This is a genomic window from Denitrobaculum tricleocarpae (assembly GCF_007004665.1).
Lineage (GTDB): Bacteria > Pseudomonadota > Alphaproteobacteria > Kiloniellales > Kiloniellaceae > Denitrobaculum > Denitrobaculum tricleocarpae.
The window spans coordinates 49206-69945 of the sequence record NZ_ML660054.1 but is presented as its reverse complement, the minus strand read 5'-3'; the positions used below and the strand labels follow the sequence as shown (position 1 = coordinate 69945).

Annotated in this window: 20 protein-coding genes; 8 read left to right on the top strand and 12 right to left on the bottom strand. The window is 58.6% G+C overall.

The window, feature by feature from the left end:
- Positions 1 to 12: 12 nt before the first annotated feature.
- The 4 genes from fghA to FKG95_RS09365 form a co-directional block, all read right to left on the bottom strand.
- On the bottom strand, positions 13 to 861 hold the full coding sequence (gene fghA / locus FKG95_RS09380) for an S-formylglutathione hydrolase (protein WP_142896101.1): 849 nt from the start codon (positions 859 to 861) through the stop codon (positions 13 to 15).
- A 51-nt stretch (positions 862 to 912) separates the two neighbouring features.
- Complete coding sequence (locus tag FKG95_RS09375) at positions 913 to 2022, bottom strand: S-(hydroxymethyl)glutathione dehydrogenase/class III alcohol dehydrogenase (protein ID WP_142896100.1); 1110 nt, start codon at positions 2020 to 2022, stop codon at positions 913 to 915.
- A gap of 271 nt (positions 2023 to 2293) precedes the next feature.
- Positions 2294 to 4231, bottom strand: coding sequence for a methyl-accepting chemotaxis protein (locus FKG95_RS09370; protein WP_142896099.1), 1938 nt, complete (start codon positions 4229 to 4231; stop codon positions 2294 to 2296).
- Between the two features lie 482 nt (positions 4232 to 4713).
- A complete protein-coding gene (locus FKG95_RS09365; protein ID WP_142896098.1) occupies positions 4714 to 5682 on the bottom strand; it encodes an ATP-grasp domain-containing protein in 969 nt (322 codons plus the stop codon).
- A gap of 310 nt (positions 5683 to 5992) precedes the next feature.
- Here FKG95_RS09365 and FKG95_RS09360 point away from each other — a divergent pair, with 310 nt between their 5' ends.
- Positions 5993 to 6796 (top strand): alpha/beta hydrolase, encoded by an 804-nt coding sequence (locus tag FKG95_RS09360; RefSeq protein WP_179954012.1) that lies wholly within the window; start codon positions 5993 to 5995, stop codon positions 6794 to 6796.
- Positions 6797 to 6824: 28 nt separating this feature from the next.
- Here the strand turns inward: FKG95_RS09360 and FKG95_RS09355 are convergent, their stop codons facing one another.
- On the bottom strand, positions 6825 to 7214 hold the full coding sequence (locus FKG95_RS09355) for a RidA family protein (RefSeq protein ID WP_142896096.1): 390 nt from the start codon (positions 7212 to 7214) through the stop codon (positions 6825 to 6827).
- 224 nt (positions 7215 to 7438) lie between these two features.
- Between FKG95_RS09355 and FKG95_RS09350 the strand changes: the two genes are divergently transcribed.
- The 5 genes from FKG95_RS09350 (at position 7439) to FKG95_RS09330 (ending at position 13727) form a co-directional block, all read left to right on the top strand.
- A complete protein-coding gene (locus FKG95_RS09350) occupies positions 7439 to 8419 on the top strand; it encodes a TAXI family TRAP transporter solute-binding subunit (RefSeq protein WP_142896095.1) in 981 nt (326 codons plus the stop codon).
- Between the two features lie 286 nt (positions 8420 to 8705).
- The gene (locus FKG95_RS09345; RefSeq protein WP_142896094.1) at positions 8706 to 10943 is read left to right on the top strand and encodes a TRAP transporter permease; all 2238 of its coding nucleotides are present in this window, start codon (positions 8706 to 8708) and stop codon (positions 10941 to 10943) included.
- A gap of 238 nt (positions 10944 to 11181) precedes the next feature.
- Positions 11182 to 12645, top strand: coding sequence for a sodium:proton antiporter (locus tag FKG95_RS09340; protein ID WP_246116733.1), 1464 nt, complete (start codon positions 11182 to 11184; stop codon positions 12643 to 12645).
- Positions 12646 to 12791: 146 nt separating this feature from the next.
- Positions 12792 to 13265, top strand: coding sequence for a MarR family winged helix-turn-helix transcriptional regulator (locus FKG95_RS09335; RefSeq protein WP_142896092.1), 474 nt, complete (start codon positions 12792 to 12794; stop codon positions 13263 to 13265).
- Positions 13266 to 13268: 3 nt separating this feature from the next.
- Complete coding sequence (locus FKG95_RS09330; RefSeq protein WP_142896091.1) at positions 13269 to 13727, top strand: GFA family protein; 459 nt, start codon at positions 13269 to 13271, stop codon at positions 13725 to 13727.
- A 16-nt stretch (positions 13728 to 13743) separates the two neighbouring features.
- Here FKG95_RS09330 and FKG95_RS09325 read toward each other — a convergent pair whose 3' ends face one another.
- The 7 genes from FKG95_RS09325 to FKG95_RS09295 form a co-directional block, all read right to left on the bottom strand.
- Positions 13744 to 14400, bottom strand: a complete 657-nt coding sequence (locus FKG95_RS09325) for a CDP-alcohol phosphatidyltransferase family protein (protein ID WP_142896090.1) — start codon at positions 14398 to 14400, stop codon at positions 13744 to 13746.
- A gap of 3 nt (positions 14401 to 14403) precedes the next feature.
- The gene (locus FKG95_RS09320; protein WP_218940145.1) at positions 14404 to 14802 is read right to left on the bottom strand and encodes a hypothetical protein; all 399 of its coding nucleotides are present in this window, start codon (positions 14800 to 14802) and stop codon (positions 14404 to 14406) included.
- Entirely contained in the window at positions 14790 to 15737 is a 948-nt protein-coding gene (locus tag FKG95_RS09315) for a phosphatidate cytidylyltransferase (protein WP_142896089.1), read from the bottom strand. Before FKG95_RS09315 ends, FKG95_RS09320 begins: the two co-directional genes overlap by 13 nt.
- Positions 15734 to 16381 (bottom strand): lysophospholipid acyltransferase family protein, encoded by a 648-nt coding sequence (locus tag FKG95_RS09310; RefSeq protein WP_218940144.1) that lies wholly within the window; start codon positions 16379 to 16381, stop codon positions 15734 to 15736. Before FKG95_RS09310 ends, FKG95_RS09315 begins: the two co-directional genes overlap by 4 nt.
- 38 nt (positions 16382 to 16419) lie before the next feature.
- Positions 16420 to 17247 carry a universal stress protein gene (locus FKG95_RS09305; protein ID WP_142896088.1) on the bottom strand — a complete coding sequence of 276 codons (828 nt, stop codon included), beginning with the start codon at positions 17245 to 17247 and terminating at the stop codon, positions 16420 to 16422.
- Between the two features lie 129 nt (positions 17248 to 17376).
- Complete coding sequence (locus FKG95_RS09300) at positions 17377 to 18126, bottom strand: ABC transporter permease (protein ID WP_218940143.1); 750 nt, start codon at positions 18124 to 18126, stop codon at positions 17377 to 17379.
- Positions 18123 to 18956: an ABC transporter ATP-binding protein gene (locus FKG95_RS09295; protein ID WP_246116732.1), complete on the bottom strand. Its 834-nt coding sequence runs from the start codon at positions 18954 to 18956 to the stop codon at positions 18123 to 18125. The genes FKG95_RS09300 and FKG95_RS09295 overlap by 4 nt, the downstream gene beginning before the upstream one ends.
- Positions 18957 to 19118: 162 nt before the next feature.
- On the opposite strand from FKG95_RS09295, the gene FKG95_RS09290 reads away from it, so the two are divergent.
- Together FKG95_RS09290 and FKG95_RS09285 are read left to right on the top strand one after the other, a co-directional pair.
- Complete coding sequence (locus FKG95_RS09290; protein WP_246116731.1) at positions 19119 to 20237, top strand: acetoin utilization protein AcuC; 1119 nt, start codon at positions 19119 to 19121, stop codon at positions 20235 to 20237.
- Between the two features lie 35 nt (positions 20238 to 20272).
- Positions 20273 to 20737, top strand: a complete 465-nt coding sequence (locus tag FKG95_RS09285; protein ID WP_142896087.1) for a DUF192 domain-containing protein — start codon at positions 20273 to 20275, stop codon at positions 20735 to 20737.
- Positions 20738 to 20740: the final 3 nt, after the last annotated feature.

The window sequence follows — 20740 nt, the reverse complement described above, 5'->3', positions numbered from 1 at the left end:
CTTACGTTCCCGTCAGGCCAGGAGCGTCGCCGCATGGTGACGCAAATGGTCTTCCATGAAAGTTTGGATGAAGTAATAACTGTGGTCATAGCCGGGCTGCATGCGCAGCTCCACGGCCTGACCCGCTTGTTTACAGGCCTCGACGAAGACCTCCGGCAGAAGTTGTTCCTTCAGGAAATCATCCTCGGCCCCCTGATCGATCAGGATTCCCGCGCCTGAGGCCTTGCTTTTGACCAGTTCGGTGGCGTCGTAGGGACGCCAGGTCTCCCGGTCACCGCCAAGATAGCCTGTAAAGGCCTTCTCGCCCCAGGGGCACTGCATCGGCGCACAAATCGGAGAGAAGGCGGAGACCGAACGATAGGTATCCGGATTTTTCAGGTGGATGGTGAGGGCGCCATGACCGCCCATCGAATGCCCCATAATGCCCTGACGCGACATATCGGCCGGGAAGCGTTCAGCGATCAGCGCAGGGAGCTCCCGGGTGATATAGCTGTACATGCGGTAGCGGTCCGACCAGGGGGATTCCGTGGCATCCAGGTAGAAACCGGCGCCGGTGCCGAAGTCGTAGCTGTCGTCTTCGCCGGGATAGCCCGCACCCCTGGGTGAGGTATCTGGCGCCAGAACCATCACACCGAGTTCGGCTGCAACCCGCTGAGCTCCGGCCTTGGTGGTAAAATTCTCGTCCGTGCAGGTTAGACCCGAAAGAAAGGTCACCAGCGGCAGCTTTCCACTATTGCGCACTTGGGGCGGCTGATAGAGCGCAAAATTCATGGAGCCGCCGCAGGCCTCGGACTCGTGGCTGTAGAATCCCTGGGTGCCGCCGAAGCAGACCTGTTCGCTCCGGACCGTGATATCGGTCATGACGCTTCCTATTTCCGACTGTGATCGCTGCTGACTGACCTTTGGGGCGGGTTAATAGACCACGACACCGCGGATGGACTCGCCCCCATGCATCAGATCAAAGCCCTTGTTGATGTCTTCCAGGGGCATGGTGTGGGTGATGAGATCGTCGATGTTGATCTTGCCGTCCATGTACCAGTCGACAATCCGCGGCACGTCGGTTCGTCCCCGGGCGCCGCCGAATGCCGTGCCCCGCCAGGACCGGCCGGTGACCAGCTGGAAGGGCCGGGTGGCGATTTCCTGTCCGGCACCCGCGACGCCGATGATGACGGACTCGCCCCAGCCTTTGTGACAGCACTCCAGCGCCTGACGCATGACGTTGACGTTGCCGATGCATTCGAAGCTGTAGTCCGCGCCGCCTCCCGTCAGATCAACCAGATAGGGCACCAGATCGCCCTCGACCTCGTTCGGATTGACGAAGTGGGTCATACCGAACTTCTCGCCGATCGCCTTGCGGTCGTTGTTGAGATCGACGCCGATGATCTTGTCGGCACCGACCATGCGCGCGCCCTGCAAAACATTGAGGCCGATACCGCCTAAGCCGAAAACGACCACGTTTGAGCCAGGCTCGACCTTTGCCGTGTTCACGACTGCGCCCACGCCCGTCGTGACACCGCAACCGATATAGCAGACCTTGTCGAAGGGGGCGTCTTCACGGATCTTCGCAAGTGCGATTTCGGGCAGAACCGAATAGTTCGCAAAAGTGGAGCAACCCATGTAATGGAACAGTGGATCACCGTTCAGCGAGAAGCGGCTGGTCCCGTCAGGCATCAGGCCCTTGCCCTGGGTTTCGCGGATGGCCTGACAGAGGTTGGTCTTCGGGTTCAGGCAGTACTCACACTCGCGGCATTCCGGTGTGTAGAGAGGGATGACGTGGTCGCCTTTTTTCAAAGAACTGACCCCTGGTCCGACGTCAACCACGACGCCAGCGCCTTCATGGCCAAGGATGGCGGGGAAGATACCCTCAGGGTCGGCGCCCGACAGCGTAAAGGCGTCAGTGTGACAGAGGCCCGTGGCCTTCATCTCGACAAGGACTTCGCCCTGCCTCGGGCCATCGAGCTGCACTGTCTCGATCGAAAGTGGTTTTCCTGCCTGAAGGGCAACTGCGGCGCGCACGTCCATGCGACTTCTCTCCGTACAAAGCGATTATCGTTGTTAACGGTATACTTTGTTCGCAGAGCGCGGCGCAACCATTGGCAGGCGAAAACCTCTTGTCCCTTTGTCTAATAGGTTCAGTGAAGCTGTATGAGACGCAGCAAGCAGCGTCGAGCCATCACGCAGGGAAGAGGGCCCGATGTGAGTCTCGTGAGAGCGCCTAGCGCTGAGCGGCGTCTGAGCGCCGGAGATATCAGGGATGAAGCAGTGCGCGGCAGACTTGAGAGCTGCAGGTGATTTAAGCCGCCTGTTTCTTCGAAAGTTCGAAGAAGCTGCGGACCTTCTCCCGCTGGTCTTCTTCCAGAATAAACTTCAGATGAGCCCCCTGTGGCGACACGGAAACGACATGCCCCGAGAGGTTTTCGCCAAAGCCGTCGATGGCGAGCGTCACCACGATACCTTCCTGAAGTCCTGTGCAGTTCTTGAGAAGAACACCGCCCAGTGAGACGTTGGCGATCACGCAATCCAGAGCCCGTTCGCCGTCGATTACCTGCGCGCTCCAGGATCCGTCCTTACGATCGTCCGCGCGCCGGTCCACATTGGCCGATTCCCGCAGTTGGCTCAGCACGGTACCCATGCGCGTTTCCAAGCGGCCGATATTGGTCGAGGTTTGCTCCGCATTCTCCATAACGGTGTTGGAGTGCTGATTGACCTGTTCCGTGCCGCCGATCACATCGGCGACCTGGCTGGATACTTCCGACATATGCTGAACCGTATCCTGGACGCTGGCACTGATCTCCTGAGTCGCGTTGCTTTGCTGCTGCACGGCGCCCGCAATGCTCTCGGAGATTTCGTTGATTTTTTCGATGGTTCCGCTGATCGAGCGGATCGCCCCGACCGCGCCGTCGGTTTCTTCCCGTATCGCGCCGATCTGAGTGCTGATCTCTTCCGTTGCCTTGGCGGTCTGGCTGGCCAGGTGCTTGACCTCGGACGCGACAACGGCAAAACCCTTGCCCATTTCACCCGCGCGGGCCGCCTCAATGGTGGCATTCAGAGCCAGCAGATTGGTTTGCTTGGCAATGTCCTGGATCATGTTGATCACATCGCCGATCTTCTGAGCCGCTTCAGACAGCCCGCCGACGGTTTGGTCGGTCCGTGCCGCTTCCTTCGAGGCGTCCTGCGCGATGCTGGACGCCTGTTCGACCTGCCGCGTGATCTCACTGATCGAGGCGGAGAGCTCTTCGGTCGCGGAGGCCACGGCCTGGATCGATCCGGACGCCCGTTCTGCGCCCTTGCCGACGGTTGAGGTCTGATCACCGAGTTGAGCGATCACGTCGCGCATTTCGGCGCTGCTGTTTTTCATGCTGTCAGCTTGTGTGTTGGTGTCACTGACGGCGGATTTGACTTCCTTGTCCAATACGTCGGCGATGCGCAGCAGATCGGACTTCTTCTCGGCGTCGAGTTGTGCGTTGCGCGCGTCTTCCTGTTCCTTCATTCGGACGATCTCGCCGGCGTTCTCTTTGAAAATCAGCAGAGCCTGGGCCATCTGACCGATCTCATCCTGGTTTTTGACGTAGGGAACCTCGGTCTTGAGGTGGCCGTCGGCCAGCCGTGACATGACGTCCTTGATGTTTCTGATCGGCTTGATCGCCATGGATTTGAGAAGGAAGATGAGAGACGCGGCGATAATCAAAATTATTACCGCGGACGCAGCCAACGAGGAGTTCCGGACGGCGGCCATCGAATCCAATGCGGACTGTTTGCTCCAGGCCATGGCCACGTAACCGATCGTATTTTTCGATTTCGCGTCGATGATCGCCGTCACGGTGATGACATGATGATCGATGATTTTGGTCGTAAAGGGTGTTGCGCTCTCCTGAACCTCGAAGTCCTCTAAAACCGCCGCGAGATCGGTGGACTCGTATATTTCCGATGTAAAGGATGACAACGGGGTCTTTTCCGCATCCGTAATCAAAGCGTTTGCGAGGTTTGAGTTCTCTTCCTTCAGAGTCTGTTTCTCATAAACACTGTTGATCTTATCGGCCTTTTTCCACTTGATGCCGCCGTCCATTTGCGACGCCAAAAGAAGCGTCTCTTTCTCGTAAAACCGGGCCAACTCACCCGAGAAAAATGACTGAGAGAGATATGTTTGAACAAAGAGCAGGACGGCCATTCCGCCGATCAGCAGGAGGATGATTTTCGAAGCGATGCGCATTGAAAGCGAATTTTGATACATCGTTTTTCCTGCCAGTCTCAATTGACGCGATGGCGCGTACCTGCCGCCACAACAGCTTGCCGAACGGATCTAACTCGAAACGTCCAGAACTCTGCGATAATCCCTCGATCAAGAGTTCGGGCAAATAATGCCCGTTAGTTGTAAATATTGATTTAACATAGAGTCCTGCGGGAAAGGCTATTGCAAGCAAAGAGATTTATAAAGCTGAAGCAGGAAATAAAAATTAGACTTAAATACAGGTTTGGTTGAGGCCAGGGGAGGGGTGTTCGGTGTATAAGCCGCATTCCTACTGTGTCGTTCCGAGAGAGCGAAACACACCTTAATCGAGAATCGGCCACGAGCGCGTAGCGCTCTTGGAATACAGCTCAAGTGAAGCAGGAAAGCCCGGACCACTTGGCCGGGGAACCGGTCGGGCTGTCGGGGTATGAATCTTACTTAAGTTGTTTTGGATCCCGTGGAAAATCCATCTTAAGTAATCGCACTTACTCTGCTGCGATGATTTCTTGCGAAGTCTCCAAGAGAGCGTCCAATTCGCTACTAAGAAAACGGGCAATCGCTTCCATTCCGGTTTCGGCCAGATGGGCTTTTCGCTCTGCATCGGCATTGTAGTTGGTATTGGTGTTCACGTCGTAGGTAAAGACCTGGCCGTTCGCGTCGCGAATGAACTCAATTCCCGCGATCTCGATCTCGTTGGCCCGCAGAAAACGTTCGTAAGACGCAATGAGAGCGCAATCGACGTCACCGGTGATCGTGAAGTTAACTGCGGGGGCCGATGAATTGGGTTTTTTATCAATTGCGCAGACGTCGGCGGGGCAGAGCTCAAAACTGCCGCCGGTTTCGACTCTGACCGCGTAGTGGAAACGTCCGTCGACGAACTCGCAGCGAGTAATGAATGGCTCAGGCGAACGGATGTAGTCTTGGATAAGCCAAAGACCGTCGATTGGGGCCTCGCCGGCCGCTTCGTCGGACGCGAGGTAGGCTTCTGCTTCTTCTGCGGTCGAGAAGAGGCGTACTCCCAATCCTTTGCCCCCGCGATTTGGCTTCAGGATAAAAGGTGCGGGCGCAAAGCTTCGCGCCGCTTCAACAACGGCGTCGCGACCAACGGCCACTCGCGTGCGTGGTGTTCTGATCCCGGCTGCTTGCAGGGCGGCATACTGCGCAACCTTACTGACCTCCAGATAAAGCGCGCGCGGTCCGTTGACGACCCGTCTTCCATGAAGCGTCAGCCAGTTCAGCACGGCGTGGGTCAATTCCGGCGCGAAGCGGTGTCCCCGGGTGTGGGACGATGCACTCATCCGATTGTAAAAAACGCCAGCCGGCGGCGGTGTGTCGAACGCGACGCTGCCTTCGTCAAGCAGCCACTCTTCTGCCTGGATGCCGCGCTTTTCGAACGCCGCATGCAAAGGCGTAACCCACTCGGGATTTTCGTGAAGAATGTATATCTTCGACATAATACACCACCAATTTAAGTGTGATATTTTATTAAATATCATTAGAGAGTGTAAAATAGGATTATTCCCCATCTCGTGCAAGGGAAATTAGGTGGTCACAGAGTTGTTCCAGATTCGTTATCGAAACATTTTCAATTGCCAGCTAAATAAGAAGAGCCACATCGAGAGTGACTGAGGTCGGATGGAGCGCAGAGTCACCGGGACGCGACAGTGCGGACTGCGCATGTGTCTCTCCTGAAGCTGCTCCGATGCCGCTCTCGTGAAATAAGGGGCGTAGATAATGGCGAAGCGAACGGCCGGGGAAAGTGTCATGACGATTTTGTGGTTGGGTGTGGTCGGGTACCTGCTGCTGACCGGACTCATGTTCGCGTTCCAGCGCACGCTGATGTACCCCGCCGGCCAAACGCTCCCGGAGATTGAAGCCGTTGGATTGCCTGGCTTGAGTGAAGTGGAGCTGACGACCAAAGACGGCCTTCTTCAACGGCACTGGTATGTTCCGGCGCGCAAACCCGGCGCGCCGACAGTCGTTGTTTTCCATGGAAATGCGGGACAGCTGGCCGATCGCGTGCCCAAATTCTCGTTTTTTGCCGACGCGGGATACGGCGTATTCTTTGTCGGTTACCGCGGCTACAGCGGCAACGAAGGATCGCCGACCCAAAGTGATCTGGTGGAGGATGCCGCCACCGTTCTTAACTGGATGAGGGATCAGGGAATTTCGCCAGAAAAAACCGTGCTTTACGGCGAGTCGCTCGGCAGCGGCGTTGCCGTCCAACTGGCGGCCGAGCAGCAGTTCGCGGCGGTTGTACTAGAGGCTCCCTTTACATCGGTTGCCGATGTTGCTCAGGCGCACTACTGGTATCTTCCTGCCCGCTGGCTGATCCTGGATCAATGGAATTCATTGGCGAAGGCCGACATGCTGAGAGCTCCGGTGCTCCTGATCCATGGAGAACAGGATGCTGTGACCAATGTTCGTTTCGGCCGGCAGCTATTGGATGCCATCCAAGCGCCCAAGGAAGGGATCTTTGTCCCGCAAGCCGGTCATAACGATCTCTACAATTTCGGCCTTCGCGAGCGCGTCACCAATTTTGTCGCCCAGACCATAACCGTGCAGTAGCCGCGTCTCTGCAGCTCAGGTGGCGAGATCAGGGCGCGCGTGCGATGACCCGGATCTCGACAATTGCGCCTTCACGGACAAAGCCCGCGACCTCGATTGCCGTCCAGGCCGGGTAGGGCTCGACGACGAAGCTGTCACGCACGGATTTGAAGATGTCCAAATGATCCCGGAGGCCGACATGATAACTGGTCATCTCGACAAGGTGTCCGAAGCCCATTCCTCCTGCCTCGAGAACGGACTGAACCTTGTCAAAGGCATCGCGGATCTGCATTTCAGGGTCGCTTGAGAGGCTGCCGTCCGCCCTTGTGCCAGTGAAACCGGTAAAGAAGACAAAACCGTTACAGGCCAGGCCGGGCGACATATGCCAGTCGTCGTAATAGCTCTTTAGATCGTCCGGAATGATTGCTTTTGCTGTCATGCGCGCAGAATACAGGCTCCGGGCTTTCTGAAAATAGAAAACATCGAGACATTGGCACAGCGCGGAGTAGAAGTGCGGTCGGGAAGATCGCCGATACGAATGCGACGACGGATTATCTTGAACTGGAAGCACAGAACACTTTTGAATATAACTATCGCCGATTCTGACGTATCAATCAAAACGCTCAGCATGAAAGCTGCGCAAAACAGTACAGGGAGTTCCAAATGAGATTTACAGCACTCACCAGCGGCGCCGTCGCTCTTGCACTCACTGCATCAGCTGCCTTTGCCCAGGATCGGGCGGGTTGGCCGGACAGCTTTACCGTCGGTACCGCTTCCCAGGGCGGAACCTACTTCGCTTACGGTTCGGGGTGGGCCAACCTTGTGGCCGACGAGCTGGGGATTTCCGGCGGTGGCGAAGTCACCGGCGGTCCCATGCAGAATATGGCGCTGGTTCACACCGGTGACGCGGCCTTTGGCATGACCACCATGGGGCCTGCCGCAGAATCGATTCAGGGCACAAACCCGATTGCTCCGGGCCTGCAGATGACCAATGCCTGCGCAATGTTCCCGATGTATCAGACACCGTTCTCGGTCACCACGCTGTCGTCTTCCGGGATTGCATCGATCAAGGACATTCCCGATGGCGCCCGTATCGGTTTCGGCCCCGCGGGTTCGACGTCCGACACCTATTTCCCCCGCATGATGGAGACGCTCGGTGTTAACTTCGAACGCCGGAACGGCGGCTGGACGGATCTGGGCGGTCAGCTGCAGGATGGTCTGCTCGATGTGATTGCCTTTGCGGCCGGCGTACCCGTTCCGGCGGTCAGCCAGCTTGAAGTGCAGACCAAGGTGAACATCATCGAGTTTACGGAAGAAGAGCAGGGAAAAATTCTTGAGACCTTCCCTGTTTCCTCCTTCAGCATCGAGTCCAGCACCTACACGACGCTGGAAAACGATGCGCGTTCGGTTTCCATGTGGAACTTCGCGATCGCCAATTGCGATTTGCCGGACGACTTTGTTTATGCGGTTGTTGACGTCGTGATGTCCGATAACGATCGGATGGTCAGCATTCACCGTGCGGCCCGTTCGACGTTGCCTGAGCACTGGAACAAGAACGAAGTGATGAAATGGCATCCGGGTGCGGCCAAGTGGTTCAATGAGAACGGTGCCTCGATCGCCGGTGAAATGGTCCACGGCGGCTAAGTCACATTCTCCGATAGTGAAGAAGGGCCGCTTTGCCGAGCAAGGCGGCCCTTTTTTGGGCGCGCACCCTCAGATAGACGTGGGTTGGATGGATCGCTCTGTGGTGTTTTGCCGCTCAAATGACCGGCCAACACAGTGACCACCAACCACGCGGCATAGAGCGGATTAGCGTCTTTGAGCGAGACGGCAAGGTGGCTGCGTCAAAAGACCTAGGGCGCGAGAGGCGGGAATAAGCGCTGGTATTCTGGAGTCTTTTAGGCAGACTAACGGAAAACAGGGGGGTGCCGTGACAAACCAAAATGAAACCGAGAGTAAGATCACTGTCGAAGGGATCGATGAAGAGCCCGTCGAGAGCAATCGACGCCTCTTCGCAGGACGGGCGCATATCGTAGTCGCTGTTTTAGCGGCGGTTTACGCGGGCTTCCACATGGCTGCGCTCAACGGTCTCTCCTTGAGCGCCATGACCGGCGGTCTGGTCGATCTTCCGTTCCTCCCGGTCTTCCCCATGGAAACCTGGAACTTCCGCATCGTCCATGTTGCCGGGGCGCTTGGTCTTGGTTTTATTCTCTTCTCGGCGCGCAATTTCGCCAGCGGCCCGGCCAACGAAACCCGGCTGCTGGACTACCTGTCCTATCTGTTAATCCTGCCCGCGCTTCTTGCGCTTGGCATGGCCTTGTCATTCGCTGTCGATATTGCCGGCGGTGTGCTGTGGAACGGCATTGATGCGGAGATTAAATTCAAAGAAACCTGGCTCTTTGGCGTGCCGCTTCTGCTCGCAACGGTTGGGGCGGTTCTGCTCTCCTGGGCCGACCGTCAGGAGCGCAGCCACCTGGCCTTTCCCGACATCGTCCTGGCGGTGTGCGGTTTAGCCGTGGCGGCCTACCTGATCGCAATCTACGGCACCTTGATGCGCAATTCGACGGGAACACCCTTTGCTCCGATCGGGATCTCCATCGCTGCCGTCGCCGGCACGATTCTGATCATGGAGCTGACCCGCCGCGTCGCCGGTCTGGCGCTGGTGATCATCGCGGGCATCTTTCTGATCTATGTCTTTACCGGGCAGTATCTCCCCGGCTTTCTGAGCGCGCCCGCCATTACCTGGCAGCGCTTTTTCAGCCAGGTTTATACGGATGCGGGCATCCTTGGGCCTACGACCGCCGTCTCCTCCACCTACATCATTCTCTTCATTATCTTCGCGGCGTTTCTCCAGGCCTCGAAGGTCGGCGCCTACTTCGTCAACTTTGCTTTCGCGGCAGCAGGTCGGGCGCGTGGCGGTCCGGCCAAGGTGGCGATCTTTGCCAGTGGCCTGATGGGGATGATCAACGGCACCTCGGCCGGCAACGTGGTTGCCACGGGCTCGCTCACCATCCCGCTGATGAAGAAAGTCGGGTACCACCGCAAGACCGCCGGGGCGATTGAGGCCGCTGCCTCGACCGGTGGACAGATCATGCCGCCGATCATGGGCGCCGGCGCTTTCATCATGGCGGAGATCACGGGTATTCCCTACACCGAGATCGCAATTGCAGCGATCATTCCGGCGATCCTGTACTTCGTTTCGATCTACTTCATGGTTGACTTCGAGGCCGCAAAGCTCGGCATGCGGGGGATGCGCGACGACGAGTTGCCCAAGCTGCGCGAGATGATGCGGCAGGTCTTCCTGTTCCTGCCGATCATTATTCTGATCGCGGCGCTTTTCATGGGGTATTCGGTCATTCGGGCCGGTACACTCGCGACGGCTGCCGCGGCCGTGGTGAGCTGGCTGACACCCTACCGGATGGGACCCCGTTCAATCGGCAAGGCCTTTGAGATCGCCGGTATCATGTCGGTGCAGATCATCGCCGTTTGTGCCTGTGCGGGTATCATCGTCGGGGTAATCTCACTGACCGGTGTGGGCGCACGCTTCTCAAACCTGCTGCTCGGACTTGCCGAGGCGTCGCAGATCCTGGCGCTGTTCTTTGCAATGTGCATTGCAATCCTTCTTGGAATGGGTATGCCGACAACCGCAGCTTACGCGGTCGCGGCATCGGTCGTGGCGCCCGGGCTGATCGAACTGGGGATTCCGGCACTTACGGCACACTTCTTTGTCTTCTACTTCGCCGTCGTCTCGGCGATAACGCCCCCGGTGGCGTTGGCATCCTACGCCGCCGCCGGTATCTCCGGCGCCAATCCGATGGAAACCTCGGTCGCCTCATTCAAGATCGGCATCGCGGCCTTCATCGTGCCCTTCATGTTTTTCTACAACCAGGCGATCCTTATGGACGGCAGCGCATTCGAAATCGGACGGGCGCTGGTCACGGCCGTGCTGGGCGTATTTCTGTTGTCGGCTGGTGTGCAGGGTTGGTTCCTGGGGGCGCAAACAGTCTGGTTCCTGCGTATTGCCCTGGTCCTCGCGGCGCTTTTCATGATCGAAGGGGGCATCGTGTCAGATATTATCGGTGTTGGTCTGGCCGCGGGAATTCTGTTCATTCAAAGGGTCATAAAACCGCGGCCAGGAGCTGTCATATCGGTTCGAGGCCCCGATTGAATGAATGAGCGATAGCATTGGCTCTCGCCCCGGTGGTATCCCGAGAAGATCACATTTTGTTGTTCCGGCAGGGGCGGGTCCGCTGAGCGGTCGTTCCTGCGCCCGCGCCCGGAATCCCGGGCTTGCCTGGCGTGACGCTTCCGACTAAATGACCTGTCCCCGAGGGTTTTCGAGCCCTGGCTGGAGGTATAGACTTCTGTGGGGATTAAAGGGGCGCATTCGGGGGGATTTAACGACCGTGACCTTTTCACTGTTTGGCAGGACATCTTTGCGTGTCCTGATTGCGAGTTTGTCTTGTATCGTCGCCGCACCGACGGCGGCGTTTGCGGCGGGGGCTGGTGCGCCACATCTGGATGGTGGAACGCTTGGATTGATCTGGGTTGTGCCCTTTGCCGGCATATTGCTTTCAATCGCGATTTTTCCTCTGGTGGCGCCGCACTTCTGGCACAGTCATTTCGGCAAGGTGTCGGCTGTCTGGGCCCTGGCGTTTCTGATCCCCTTTACGCTTGTGCAAGGTTACGAACTGGCACTCTTCGAGCTGCTGCATGTTGGGTTTCTCGAGTATCTGCCTTTTATTATTCTGCTGCTATCGCTCTTCACGGTCGCCGGCGGTGTGCGGGTCACGGGCACACTCAAGGGGACGCCTGCGGTCAATACCCTGATCCTGCTGATCGGTACGCTCATCGCGAGCTGGATGGGAACCACCGGCGCGGCAATGCTGCTGATTCGCCCAATCCTGAATGCAAACGCGGAGCGGAAAAACAAAGTCCACGTCGTGGTCTTTTTCATCTTTCTGGTGGCGAACGTCGGCGGCTCCCTGACTCCCCTGGGTGATCCGCCGCTGTTCCTGGGCTTTTTGAAGGGTGTGGATTTCTTCTGGCCGACCACGAACATGTTCCTGCCAATGGTCCTGGTATCCTCGTTCCTGCTCGTCCTTTTCTTCGCGGTTGATAGCTTTTTGCATAAGCGTGAAGGCGGCCTGGAAGCCCCGGCCGAAGCTGTGTCCGAGGGTGGAGAGCCTCAGGAGAAACTGGGATTGGATGGAAAGATCAATATTCTTCTCCTCGGCGGTGTCATTGGCGCGGTGTTGCTGAGCGGCATCTGGAAACCGGGCATCGACTTCACGATCTTTCATGTACATATCGAGCTCCAAAACATCGCCCGGGATGTCCTTCTGCTGGCCATCGCGGGCTTGTCGCTGATTGTGACCAGTAAGGAAAACCGGGATGCCAACGGTTTCTCCTGGTTCCCGATCGTCGAGGTCGCGAAGCTGTTCGCTGCAATCTTCATCACGATCGTTCCGGCCATCGCCATCCTGAAGGCAGGAACCGACGGCGCGATGGGTATCATCGTCTCTTCCGTGAGCAACGAGGCAGGCGAGCCGCTGAACGTGATGTATTTCTGGGCGACAGGCATTCTCTCGAGCTTCCTGGATAACGCGCCGACCTACCTGGTGTTTTTCAACACCGCGGGTGGCGACGCCGTAAACCTGATGGGGCCGCGTGCCGACACCCTGCTGGCGATTTCGGCCGGTGCCGTCTTTATGGGAGCGAACACCTATATCGGGAATGCGCCAAACTTCATGGTGCGCGCGATCGCGGAAGAGCGGGGCGTCGCGATGCCGAGCTTCTTCGGGTACATGGCCTGGTCGTGCGTCATACTGATGCCGATCTTTGTCGTGGTGAGCTTCGTGTTCTTTTAGGACGACGTCGCACGCGACCGGATATTTAAAAAAGCGCTGACCAGCGGGATGAAGCTGGTCGGCGCTTTCTATTCAAGCTCCTGGACGCCCCGAATCGCTGTCAATTTTATTGACATCAAAGATGTCATTATGACATATTTGGTGTCATGAAAGATAGTCAACAATCCAGCCCGGACTCGCTCTACGAATTGATTCGTCTGGTCCGGCCGCTTTACAAAACGCTTGAGTCCTCAGTGGCTCAGGAGCTGGAGCGGACGGGCATATCTGTCTCACAGCGGGCGGTTCTGGAACAGCTTTTGGACCATGGTCCCATAACAGTTCCGGCCATAGGCCGTCAGCTGATGCTGCCGCGCCAGTTCATTCAGAAGATCGCCAACGAGCTTTTTGAGCAGGAGCTGATCCGCAGGCGCGAGAACGAAGCGCACAAGCGGTCGGTTCTTTTGGAACTGACAGATAAGGGTGAGGGGGCGATCGCAGTGATCAAGGAGCGGGAAGCGGAGGTCATGCTGCCCATCGCGGCCGCTTTGAATTCCGATGATCTTGCCATCACCCGGACTGTCATAACCGAAATCATCCGTGCATTTAGTGCCCACAATTCAGATTTTGCGAAAAAAGGATAAGACATGAAAAAGCATAAAGGCGGCTGTCTCTGCGGCGCCGTTCGCTTTGAAGTCAAAGGCGATCCGCTTCTCTCAGGTGTCTGCTATTGCCGCGACTGTCAGTACGTCGCCGGCGGTGCCGGTGCTTACGGTATGATGTTCCCGGCCGAGGCTTTAACCATCACGCAAGGTGAGACCAGTGTTTTTACCGTAAAGGGCGGGAGCGGTGCGGACGTCTACCGGCATTTTTGCCCGAATTGCGGCGTACACCTGATATCCCATAACGGCGCCCATCCGCAGTTCCGTGCAATCAAGGCCGGTGTTCTCGATGATCCCAGCTGTTTCAAGTCCGAGGGCAGTATCTGGACGTCTTCGGCGCAACCCTGGCATCGGATAGATCCCGATCTGCCGAATATTCCAAGAAATCCGGAACCCATTGATGAACAGAATGTGCCGGCAGACGAGGTATCCTTCTCACGCTAAGATCCGGTGAGGGTTTCTATTGCTCTTCTTTTCCTTTGCATAGCCAGGCGCGAAGCCGCAATGCGCGGCGGAAAGTCGTTACGCCAGAGCCGATTGTGATGACCCATAAGGCAATAGTGAGAACCTCACCCTGGCCGTGCCAGAGGGGTTCCAGGGCCGCAATCACGGCGGCGAGCGTGATGGCGGCCATGCGATGCGGTTTTGCCATGGGTCCGGAGAAATCCGCGGGCATGCCATTGGCGCCGCCCAGCTCGCGCACATAAGCGGTGAAAACGGCAAAGGCTGCGGCGGTCCATCCGAGTGATACCTCGCCGACCGCATAGCCGGCGCCGACCAGAATCAGGATGTCGGCCACCCGATCGGGAAACTCGTTCCAGAAGGCTCCGTCTGGGGCGCTTTTTCCGGCTTCAATGGCAAGCAATCCATCAAAGAGATTGCAGAGCAGCCGAAGTTGGCAGAAGACGGCGGCGCCCACCAGTAAGGCACCCCGCAAAACCGCGTCGCCCGTGTCGCCGGAAAACCAGAAGGCAACTCCCGCAAGCGCCGCCGCGAGCATACTGGCCTGTGAGACCTGGTTGGGCGAGATGGACGTCGCTGCCAGGGCCTTGGTTATGCCTTTCGCCCAACCGGAGCCCCGGCTGGTCAGGGGACGGCGGCTCATCTTATCTGCCATGTTTTACTCTCTCCGAAGCGACCAGCGGGAATAGTTATAAATCGTCGCATAGCTGGCGGCGACCATCAGTGGTAATGAGATAGTCTGCGGGATTTCAGGCGTTTCACTCACGTTATGAATGACGACCAGCAGGCAGGCCGAGACGCTGACTGCTATGAGCGGCGGCAGCCATAGAGCCGTATGACCTGAGAAGCGTTCCGCAAGACGATCGATGATGGTCTTGAGCACCAGCGTCAAAAAGGCGGACAGCATGCCCTGAACAACTCCAGCGATGACGGGGTCTGGCATCGGATGTGCGCGATTGGAGAAGACGGCCCAGCTTCCCATGCCCGCAAAGGCGAAGAGGACGTGCGTAATACTATGACCTGCAACACGCCTGAAGAGCGCAATCAAGGCGTCCACCAGTAACGCACCAGATGGAAGAAAACCGGTGCCGAGAAGACAACGGAATCAAGCCGGTCGATGAAGCCGCCGTGACCGGCGATCAGGTGACCCCAGTCCTTGATGCCCCGATCGCGCTTGATGGCCGACATCACCAGCCCTCCGAAAAAGCCCATCAGCGCGATCACCAGCGCGAGCAGCCCGGCCTGCACGAAGGTAAAGGGTGTCATCCACCAGAGGCAGGCGCCGAGCAACATCGATGAAAGAACGCCGCCGACAAAGCCCTCAAGGGTCTTCGAGGGCGAGAGCTTAGGCGCGATCTTGCGGCGTCCGTAAAGCTTGCCCCAGACATATTGGAGAACGTCACTCGACTGAACCACGACCACGAGGAATGCGATCAGCAGGACATTGCGACCCTCATAGCCTGGAATATCGAGGCTCAGGAGGGCAGGGACATGGGAGGCGCAGAAGACGCAGATCATCAGGGCCCACTGGGTTTCGGCAACCCTAACCAGGAAGTTCTCCGTGTCCCCGCGCAGGGCCGCCACAATCGGCATCAGCAAAAAGGCGTAGACGGGAATGAAGATGGAAAAGAGTCCGTACCAGTCGATCCAGATCAGCCAGTACTGAATGGGCAGCACTACGAAAAACGCGCTTGCCAGCGCCCAATGGTCCGCGCGCTTGGTATTGGTCAGAGTTGCAAACTCCCGCAACGCCGCGAAAGAGCAAAAGGCAAACAGCAGAATCACACCGGTGCGCCCACCGAGAAACGCCAGCCCCATCAGGATTACCATGGCCCACCAGGCCTGGATCCTGGCGTTGAGGTTCTCGATCACCGCGTTCGAGCCGTCAGGTGACAATCGCCGCTGCAGCACATATCCGATGATCGAGGCGACGACCAGAATTGCGCCAACGCCGCCCAGGAGCTTCAGAAGGTCGAAGTGGAAGCCGCTCACGTGTCCTTGCCCCCGTTATCCGGTGACAGCGCAAGCAGCGCGGCTTCGGCGCGCGCGATGAAATCCACTTTGCTCTCCTCCACGGCGATGTGAAGCGGCGCGCCGAAGGTGACGGTGCAGATCAGCGGAATTGGGACCAGTTCGCCCTTGGGCATCACCCGGTTGAGGTTATTGATCCAGACCGGAATCATCTCGATCGAGGGACGGCTTTTCCCAAGGTGATAGAGCCCAGCCTTGAAAGGCAGAAGGGGGGCATCGGTCTCGTTCCGCGTGCCTTCGGGAAAGAGGATGAGAGACGCGCCATCGTCGAGCGCTTCAGCCATGGTCTGGATGGGATCGGCCGCACGTGTCTCGGGGTTCCGGTCGATCAGGACCGCGTCGAAAACATCCCGGCCAATAAAGCGTTTCAGGGGTGTTTTGAGCCAGTAGTCCGACCCGGCCACAGGGCGTGTCCTGCGGCGCAACCGCCAGGGCAGAACCGTCCAGATCAGGATGAAATCGCCATGACTGACGTGGTTGGCGAAGTAGATACGCTCTTTCGGCGTTGGCTCGATGCCCTGCCAGATACCGCGAACCGCCGTGATGAAACGCGCGAAGAGAACGATGGCGGTTCCCGCCAAGCGTGCCAGACCCTGCTTCACCACTGCGACCTCATAGCTGACCCTTCAGGAGCAAGCGCCAGTCAGTGAGAGATCACAACCGGCAACTCGGTATTTTTGACGATGTGATCCGTCACACTGCCCATGATCAGTTCGCGCAAGCGGGAATGTCCATGGGCCCCCAGAACAACCAGGTCGGCTTCGCAGCTGTCCGCAGCGTCCAAAATCGTCTCGCCCACCGAGGTTTCATAGTTGGCGATGTGCTGGGTCTCGACGTTCACACCGTGGCGTTTGATGTAGTCCGCGACTTCGTGCAGCGAGAGCGCGTCGCCGGTGTCGGGTGCGACAGCGAGCACGAAGACTTTGTCTGCGTCGACCAGAAGAGAGATGTTGTCGCGAACGGCCCGGACGGTTTCGCGCGTGTCCTTCCAGGCGATCATGATCCGTTTGCCGATCTTTTCGATGTTGCTGTCCCTGGGCAGGATAAGAACGGGCAGACCGCTGTGGAGGGCGAGCTCCTCGGGGAGGCGCATCCGGAGGCGGTCTTCGAAGCTGTCGTAAGTGGGTTGGCTGGCAATCACCAAATCCGCGGCGTGGGCGTGTCTTGCCAAAAGGTCCAGGTGGTCGCCTTCGGTGATGATCCAGCTGAATTCGACGTTGTTGCGTTCGCAGTTTTCCTTGAATTCCTGCTCGAGCGCTTCCGCCTTGATCTTCGCTTGCGCCGTTGCTTCGGAGAGATACGCGGCAGAGGCGCCGCGGCCCGTGATTTGGGCCGGCATGCCGATCGGTGTGGTAATGAAGAGGGCCGTGACATGAGCCTTCTGCTCGCGCGCAAGCATCAGGGCAACCTCAAGCCTTTTCAGATGTTCTTCGTCATCGGCGAGGTGCACCAGAATCGTCTTGATTGCCATCGTCTTCCCCCTTGCGCAGGTCTTGTGATTGCGTCCGCCCAAACCACAAGCCTTTTATGTTCAAAGACAACAGGCTAGCGAGCGGCGCAGCTTGACGCAACCAGTCGTTAGTCTCGCCGCTGCATGGCTTTAGAGGGCTTTGTCCGGTTGCCAGGAGATCAGAACGCGCAGAATCCGATCGATCGCGAAGTAGAGGCAGACGGCGAAGACTGCGAGCACAAGCAGAGCCGCAAACATCACATCAACCTGAAGGCGCGCGTTCGCATGGAGCATCAGATAGCCGAGCCCCGCGCTGGAGCCGACCCATTCGCCTATAATGGCTCCGATCGGGGCAACGGAGGCGGCGACGCGCAGGCCCGACGCCAGGGCGGGCAGGGCTGCCGGAATACGGATCTGCATCAGCGTCCGCCAGCCCGAGCCCCCCATCACCTGGGCCAGATCGAGCCATCCCGGCTCTGTCCGGCGCAGACCGTCGTAAAAGGCGACCGTCACCGGGAAATAGATGATGAGCGTGGCCATGGCCACCTTGGAGGCCAATCCATATCCCAGCCAGAGAACCAGAATGGGTGCCAGGGCAAAGACCGGAATGGCCTGACTGACGACCAGAACCGGCAGAATCCAAAGGCGCGCGCCGCGATACTGAGCGATCACAAGCGCCGAGAGGCATCCCAGGACAGTACCCAGAACAAGTCCGAGCAGAATTTCTGTGATCGTGACCCCGGCATGAGACATAAGTTCTGGCCAGCGCTGATAGAGCGCGGAGAACACGGAAAGCGGGTCGGGAAGGATGAATTTGGCAACGCCGGTGATGCTGACAATGAGCTGCCAAACGACCAGCAGGCCGAGAAAGATGATGAGAGGGCGTGCCAGCTTCATCATGTTTGAGGCTCTGCTGCCGTCGCGGTTTTTGAGCGCGCGCGCTGCCGGGCTGCGGTCAGGCGTTCCATGATGTTTGCCTGCAGCGCCGCGAGTTCGGGCGTGCCGAGATCACGCAGGGGATCACCGGGTGGGTCGATCGGCGTCTCGATTAAAGCCGGCGCGCCGGTCAGCAACAGCAGGCGGTGGCCGATGCGCAAGGCTTCCAGCGGGTCGTGCGTGACCAAGAGCGTAGTCTTCCCGGCAAGCAGTTCCGATGCGAGCTCCTGAAGCTCGAAGCGGGTGATGGCGTCGAGCGCAGAGAAGGGCTCGTCCATGAGAACGACCGGACGGTCCTCCATCAGAGTGCGCGCGAGTGCCGCGCGCTGGCGCATACCGCCGGAGAGTCGGGCAGGCAGGTCGCCATGGTGAGCGTCCAGGCCGACCTGCGTGAGCAGCCCGAGTGCGCGTTTGCGGTCTGGTTGCTCACCCCGCAGGCGGCTGCCCAGCATGACGTTGTCGAGAACGCTCAACCAGGGAAGCAGAAGGTCCTGCTGCGCCAGGTAGGCTATGTTCGACGCCGGGCCTTCACGGCCGCCAAACATCAGACGGCCGGATACCGCGGCCTCGCTTCCGGCACCGGTCAATCCAGCGATGTACCTGAGAAGACTGGACTTACCGACCCCGGAGGGACCGAGCAGGCATGTCATGCGCTCCGCCGGAAGGTCGAGATTCAGGTCATTAAAGACCCGCGTGCCTGCATAGCTCAAGCTGGCGCCGCGCAGGCTGACCCCCGGCGGTTTTTGGGGCGTTTCGCCAGAACTGGCGGGACTAGATGGTGAAACGCCGGTCACAAGGCTCACTGCTCCGCTGGGTGTTATCCGTCATTAGGCAGCGGCGCTTGACCTCGCGTCAGCCGTGCTTAGGTTCCTTACTGCGCGCGACTATGCCAGCGGTGCTCTGTGGCGGCAAGCCGGGGGCCTCGTACGGAGCTCCGAATAGGGAAGAAGCAAAATTTGACAGCGGAACCGCAGTTCATCGGCAGCGAGATCTATCGGCATTCGACCTATGGAATGCGTCATCCGCTCGCCATTCCACGCGTGTCGACCTGCATCGATCTGTGCCGTGCCATGGGCTGGCTGCCGGAGCGCCAGTATCACGATTCGCCTCTCGCCACCGACGCGCAACTGGCGCGCTTTCACGATCCGGCCTATATCGCGGCACTGCGCCGGGCCGAGGCCCGGCAAACCCTAACCGACGAAGAGAAGGAAAAATTCAACCTCGGCCGCAACGGCAATCCGATCTTTCCGGAGGTCTTCCGCCGCCCGGCAACGGCTTCTGGGGGTTCGATCCTGGCGGCACATTTGTCCGGGGAGGCAGGGGTTGTCTACAACCCCGCGGGTGGAACCCATCACGGCCGGCCGGGCTATGCCAGCGGCTTTTGCTTCTTCAACGACCCGGCGCTTTGTATTCTCGAACTCCTCGACCAAGGCGCGGAGCGCGTCTTCTACCTGGATGTGGATGCACACCACGGGGACGGCGTGCAGGACGCTTTTCACGACCGGGACGAGGTGATGACCCTCTCCATCCATGAAGGGGGGCGTTGGCCCATGAACGGTAGCGGGCTGGGCGAACTCGGGGACCGGGCTGCAGGAATGGCCCGCAATTTGCCGGTCCCGGCTGATTTCAACGACAGTGAGATGGATTACATCATGGAGGCCTGCGTCCTGCCGCTGCTGGAGAAATTCGAGGCAGACAGCATCCTGCTTCAGTGTGGCGCCGACGGGCTGGCGGAGGATCCTATGAGCCGCCTGGGGCTGTCCAACGGAGCCCTCTGGCGCGTGGTATCCCGCCTCAAAGGCCTGGCGCCGCGACTGATTGTGTTGGGTGGCGGCGGCTATAACCCCTGGTCGGTCGGGCGCTGCTGGGCAGGTGTCTGGGCCGTGCTCAATGGGTTCGACATCCCGGACCGGCTGTCCGATGAGGCGGAAAAGGTGCTGCGGGCACTGAGCTGGCGTCATAGCAAGGGGAGAAACCCGCCGGACCACTGGATGACCACTTTGCTCGATCCTGCGCGGTCGGGCCCGGTGCGCAGCGAAATCCGGCATATTGTCTCGGAAGTCTTGAGACCTTAGCTTACAGGGCTCGCGAATAACATCCGGACTGCTTCATGATCTCCAATCTTCACCGTCTCGTTCTGATCTGCGTTTTCTGCCTGACCGGCTTTGCTGCCTTTGCGCAAAGCGGCCTCGCGACCTTCGAGCGCGAGGAACTGACGATTGTCACGCAAGACGGTGAAGAACACAGCTTTACCGTCGAGATGGCATTGGATCCGAAGCAGCAGGCGCAGGGCCTGATGTTCCGGCGGGAAATGGCGGCTGACGCGGGGATGCTCTTTATCTATCAGCCCTCACGCGAGGCGGTGATGTGGATGCAGAACACCTTTCTGCCGTTGGACATGCTCTTCATCAAGGGCGACGGCCGTATCGTAAAAATCGTTGAGCGGACCGTGCCGCAGTCCACCAAGCGGATTCCCTCCGGTGAGGCGATTACCGGGGTGCTGGAGCTGAACGGCGGAACGGTCTCTCGCCTGGGTATCAAAGAAGGCGACCGGGTCGAACACGCGAGCTTCTAAAGG

What these genes read in the sequence shown, in the direction of transcription:
- fghA (WP_142896101.1), bottom strand. Translation starts at nt 861, where the DNA reads ATGACCGATATCACGGTCCGGAGCGAACAGGTCTGCTTCGGCGGCACC.
- FKG95_RS09375 (WP_142896100.1), bottom strand. Translation starts at nt 2,022, where the DNA reads ATGGACGTGCGCGCCGCAGTTGCCCTTCAGGCAGGAAAACCACTTTCG.
- FKG95_RS09370 (WP_142896099.1), bottom strand. Translation starts at nt 4,231, where the DNA reads ATGTATCAAAATTCGCTTTCAATGCGCATCGCTTCGAAAATCATCCTC.
- FKG95_RS09365 (WP_142896098.1), bottom strand. Translation starts at nt 5,682, where the DNA reads ATGTCGAAGATATACATTCTTCACGAAAATCCCGAGTGGGTTACGCCT.
- FKG95_RS09360 (WP_179954012.1), top strand. Translation starts at nt 5,993, where the DNA reads ATGACGATTTTGTGGTTGGGTGTGGTCGGGTACCTGCTGCTGACCGGA.
- FKG95_RS09355 (WP_142896096.1), bottom strand. Translation starts at nt 7,214, where the DNA reads ATGACAGCAAAAGCAATCATTCCGGACGATCTAAAGAGCTATTACGAC.
- FKG95_RS09350 (WP_142896095.1), top strand. Translation starts at nt 7,439, where the DNA reads ATGAGATTTACAGCACTCACCAGCGGCGCCGTCGCTCTTGCACTCACT.
- FKG95_RS09335 (WP_142896092.1), top strand. Translation starts at nt 12,792, where the DNA reads ATGAAAGATAGTCAACAATCCAGCCCGGACTCGCTCTACGAATTGATT.
- FKG95_RS09330 (WP_142896091.1), top strand. Translation starts at nt 13,269, where the DNA reads ATGAAAAAGCATAAAGGCGGCTGTCTCTGCGGCGCCGTTCGCTTTGAA.
- FKG95_RS09325 (WP_142896090.1), bottom strand. Translation starts at nt 14,400, where the DNA reads ATGGCAGATAAGATGAGCCGCCGTCCCCTGACCAGCCGGGGCTCCGGT.
- FKG95_RS09305 (WP_142896088.1), bottom strand. Translation starts at nt 17,247, where the DNA reads ATGGCAATCAAGACGATTCTGGTGCACCTCGCCGATGACGAAGAACAT.
- FKG95_RS09300 (WP_218940143.1), bottom strand. Translation starts at nt 18,126, where the DNA reads ATGATGAAGCTGGCACGCCCTCTCATCATCTTTCTCGGCCTGCTGGTC.
- FKG95_RS09285 (WP_142896087.1), top strand. Translation starts at nt 20,273, where the DNA reads ATGATCTCCAATCTTCACCGTCTCGTTCTGATCTGCGTTTTCTGCCTG.